A 4,341-nucleotide genomic window follows, 5' to 3' on the forward strand; every position below is an offset into this window, starting at 1 on the left:
TTCCGTTGTACTGGTTTGCTCTCCCCAATTAGACGTATCCGGAGATATAAGTATCTGTTCGCCGCTACCAGGAACTACAAAATTATTTGTTTCAGCGGCAAACGCACCCATGCCCGGCAACAACATGTTAACCAGTAAGGCAAGCACGAGAACCAAACTCAGTTTTTGTTTAACCGATCTCATTATAAAACCTCCTCATTTTTGATGAAGCCTCTGGGGATTGAAGATTTTCAGAATAAATGGTTAAATGGAATTGTAATAGTGGTTCTGGATGGCATACTATGGGAACAAGGTTGTCAGGCTACACCCGGTTTGCCTCCAAATCACTATTACTTTTTTGAGAGGGATCTCGGGGTTGAAAAAGTAACAAAATTCTTCACCTCCTTGCCTGCCTTTTCCGGCAGGCGCATGCTTCAGACGGCGCGGCAAACACATCAGACTCCCTTTGTTCTTCAAGATCCTTCCAGCTTCGACTTCCTGATACTGAACATAACATATCAAAAAAAAAGCAACGGGTACTTTTTGTAGCTTTTTGTCGAACTAGTAACCAGCCAGGGAGTCACCGCCATAAGGCGGGTTATCTGTAATCCTGCCCCAAACAGACCGGAAGACAGCGGAAGATACTTGTTGGCCTTTTCGTGCAAACGCCGCCACTTTTGTCCTTCCTGCCACCAGAAACGGTGGTCGAGTTCGGTGAATGGCTGTACGGCGAAGTGCTGAAACAGGTACCGCACCGCCAGTGGGTTTTCAGCATTCCGAAAAGACTGAGAATCTACTTCATGTTCGACCGCAGGCTTTTGGCGAAGTTGAGCCAATGTGCCTGGACGGTGCTGTCCGGCTACTTGAAGCAAGGCGCCGCCTTTGACGACGCTGTCCCGGGAGCGGTGATCGCCGTACAGACTTTTGGGGATTTTCAGAACTTCAACCCCCACCTTCACATCATCGCTACCGACAGTTGCTTTTACGGGAATGGCGGATTTGCGGCCGGGCCAAGGCCGAACCCTTCGGACTTGGAAACCGCGTTTCGCCTGGAAGTCCTCAAGATGCTGAAAAACGAGGGGAAAATCACCGGCTTGATCATTAAGAACATGCTGAGCTGGCATCACAGCGGGTTTAACGTGTATTGCGGCGAAGCCATTTGGCCATCGGACCAAGAAGGGATTGAACGGTTGGCGCAATACATTATCCGGGCGCCTATTTCGCAAGAACGCATGACTTACATTCCCGCCGCCCAGACCAAGGACGGTGTGGCCAAAGTTGTTTACATAGCCAAGGACGGCAGAACATCCAGAACCTTTGCGGCGCTGGATTGGCTGGCTCAGCTTATCACCCATATCCCAAACAAAGGAGAACAGCTCGTCAGGTACTACGGTTATTACTCGAACAAGTCGCGGGGACTCCGGAAAAAATCGGCTACCGGCGATCAAATGCCGGCCCTTGTTGAATCCGGGATTTCGCGAACAGAGTTTCGCAAACTTAAGCGCGCTTGATCCAAAAGGTATACCACGCCGATCCCTTGCTGTGTCCCAAGTGCAATGGCTCAATGCGCATCGTCTCCTTTATCGAATCCCCGGAGACAATCAAGAAGATCTTGCTTCACCTTAATCTCTGGGAGTCACGGAATCACGACCCGCCTGACTTCAATGCGGTCAAACATATTCCGGAAGCGACACCGGAGTTGAGTTGTGATGGCTATTCCCAGATAGTTTATGCGGATGATAGCTATTCTCAGTTGACACCAGATTATGATGATTATTCTTGATATTTCGCCGAATATTGATGCTCAGAAAGGGCTGGCCATCTAACGGCATATCCATGTCCGAAACGCCGTTGATTTGGATGTTTATGGAATCCGCGCCGATTCTCTCTCTAAATACTGCAATTCTGTGCTGTTTTGCGCATACCCCATGTAAAATCATGTATTGGGAAGGGTAAAAGGGGGTAAAAGGGGGTCAGGCTTGACTTTTTGATTTATTAGGGGTAAAAGGGGGTCAGGCTTGACTTTTTGATTTATTATGTTTTATTTCTACTTGATGACAGCGTTAGACTATTCCGCTCCGGGCCAACAAGTCAATAAGTCAAGCCTGACCCCTTAACCCCTCCCAAATGCCGTATGAGGATGAATATTCCCAGTTGACACCTTATGAGGACTGTATTTAGCTTAGGGGTCTTATCAAGATAGGTTCACGATTTGGACAGTATAGGGCTATGAGGATTGTTCACGTGTTGTTACATGGAATCTGTCATGGCTTGTTTGATTGTGCGCACATTTTGGCATGAGAGTCTGCCTGCCTGTCCTTTTTGGTGAAACAGCCGGGCTATCGTTTATAAAAATCCGGTAAATATGCATAAATCGGCTACAATTTTATGTTTGACGAGTAGTAATATACTGTGTTATTGCCGAGATGGAAAAAGCAAATTCCTATCCTACTTTAGCCTTTTCCATGCTTTATATATCCTTTGCAGAAACAGTGTTACCATTCACCCATTCACCCTAACACAAGTACATTTCTGCAACTATTTAACTATTAAAAAACCTAATTCTATTGATTTGCTGTTTTTTTGCAATCTTTTCTTTTTGTTCATCTACCCATTTTTTAAACCTCTCTTTAATATCTTCAAGACTATTTATCTCATCATTAGGCACATTAAAAATAAAATGTTCTCCATGTGTTCCCATATATTTATGAAGATGGCCTACTACGTAATATACATCCCAACTATCATCCTCTTTCTCACATGCTGTTCCCTCGTGTTCTAGTTTCCAACTATCATCCTCATCATCATTATTAATTATTTCCTTATATAAAGCAATATGAAAATGTCTCCAGTCCCTTTTAAATATACTATTAAAGTCAACTCCAAGTTTATTGATTTGACTATGCAGCATTAAAATATCTTCGTCTGTTAATTTAATTCTATATTGTATAGTATTGCTATTATCTATTGGTCCATATATTGTAAATCTACCCTCCACCCCTTCCGATGGTTCTTCTCCCAATATACGAGTAATGATCTCCATTATCTTTGAATCAATTGGGTTGCTCGTATCCAAGCAGCAATAGAAAAACTTTAGATACTTACTCATTCTTAGATTACCTCCTTACTTTATAATAACAACTATTAAATTATATACAAATAACTAGGATTGGTCAAAGCCATAGTAATCAATCGTAAAAAATGACATTGACGCAATCCTAACACAAGTACATTTCTGCAACTATTTAACTATTAAGAAAACTTATTCTAAACAATTAAATATTTTGCCAGCCAAAACCAGGCGGTTTGTCTTTACCCCAGTAAATATACCCATCGCCAGGTGCTAAATTATTATGATCATTCAAATTCGGCTTAATATGGTAATGTGGCCAGATATAGTAGCCATCATATTTTTTTAATAATTTTATGTCTAGCCGGAACACTTGGTAATCTTCACTTTTATGACCATGCTTTTTACTTTTTAGCGCAAATACTTGTTCTCCTCTTCCTGGCCCTTCTACAGTTAAGTCATTATATTTATTTGCTACATCTTTTACTACTTTAGTTAGTTTGTCTTTAATTATTGGCCAGACTTTGTTGTAGACTTTTACCGCTAACTTTTTAGCAACCCAGGCTAATGCTGCTGCGACAACTGCTGGCAGACCTTGTATCTCTACATCATTCCCAATTACGTCTTTATTAGAATCTAATATCTGATTCCCAATTGCCTCTTCCTTGTCATTATTAAATTGACTACTTGCACCAGCATTTGATTCCGTTGTACTGGTTTGCTCTCCCCAATTAGACGTATCCGGAGATATAAGTATCTGTTCGCCGCTACCAGGAACTACAAAATTATTTGTTTCAGCGGCAAACGCACCCATGCCCGGCAACAACATGTTAACCAGTAAGGCAAGCACGAGAACCAAACTCAGTTTTTGTTTAACCGATCTCATTATAAAACCTCCTCATTTTTGATTGAAGCCTCTGGGGATTGAAGATTTTCAGAATAAATGGTTAAATGGAATTGTAATAGTGGTTCTGGATGGCATACTATGGGAACAAGGTTGTCAGGCTACACCCGGTTTGCCTCCAAATCACTATTACTTTTTTTGAGAGGGATCTCGGGGTTGAAAAAGTAACAAAATTCTTCACCTCCTTGCCTGCCTTTTCCGGCAGGCGCATGCTTCAGACGGCGCGGCAAACACATCAGACTCCCTTTGTTCTTCAAGATCCTTCCAGCTTCGACTTCCTGATACTGAACATAACATATCAAAAAAAAACRCAACGGGTACTTTTTATAGCTTTTTGTCGAACTRGTGACCAGCCAGGGAGTCACCGCCATAAGGCGGGTTATTGAAA

The 4,341-nt window shown here is 42.5% G+C and carries 5 protein-coding genes; 1 reads left to right on the forward strand and 4 read right to left on the reverse strand.

Annotated features, from left to right (window positions below):
• Positions 1 to 183 (reverse strand): hypothetical protein (locus tag P378_RS15380; protein ID WP_143338517.1); only part of this gene is annotated, 183 nt, incomplete at its 3' end.
• Between the two features lie 455 nt (positions 184 to 638).
• On the opposite strand from P378_RS15380, the gene P378_RS15390 reads away from it, so the two are divergent.
• Positions 639 to 1,490 carry a transposase gene (locus P378_RS15390; protein ID WP_143338519.1) on the forward strand — a complete coding sequence of 284 codons (852 nt, stop codon included), beginning with the start codon at positions 639 to 641 and terminating at the stop codon, positions 1,488 to 1,490.
• A gap of 1,031 nt (positions 1,491 to 2,521) precedes the next feature.
• On the opposite strand, the gene P378_RS15395 is transcribed toward P378_RS15390, so the two are convergent.
• The 3 genes from P378_RS15395 to P378_RS20220 all read right to left on the reverse strand — a co-directional run.
• A complete protein-coding gene (locus tag P378_RS15395; RefSeq protein ID WP_099083876.1) occupies positions 2,522 to 3,088 on the reverse strand; it encodes a hypothetical protein in 567 nt (188 codons plus the stop codon).
• A gap of 166 nt (positions 3,089 to 3,254) precedes the next feature.
• Positions 3,255 to 3,935 carry a YpjP family protein gene (locus P378_RS15400; RefSeq protein WP_099083877.1) on the reverse strand — a complete coding sequence of 227 codons (681 nt, stop codon included), beginning with the start codon at positions 3,933 to 3,935 and terminating at the stop codon, positions 3,255 to 3,257.
• A 119-nt stretch (positions 3,936 to 4,054) separates the two neighbouring features.
• On the reverse strand, positions 4,055 to 4,341 hold a 287-nt coding region (locus P378_RS20220), incomplete at its 5' end, for a hypothetical protein (RefSeq protein WP_207654067.1).

Source organism: Desulforamulus profundi, from assembly GCF_002607855.1.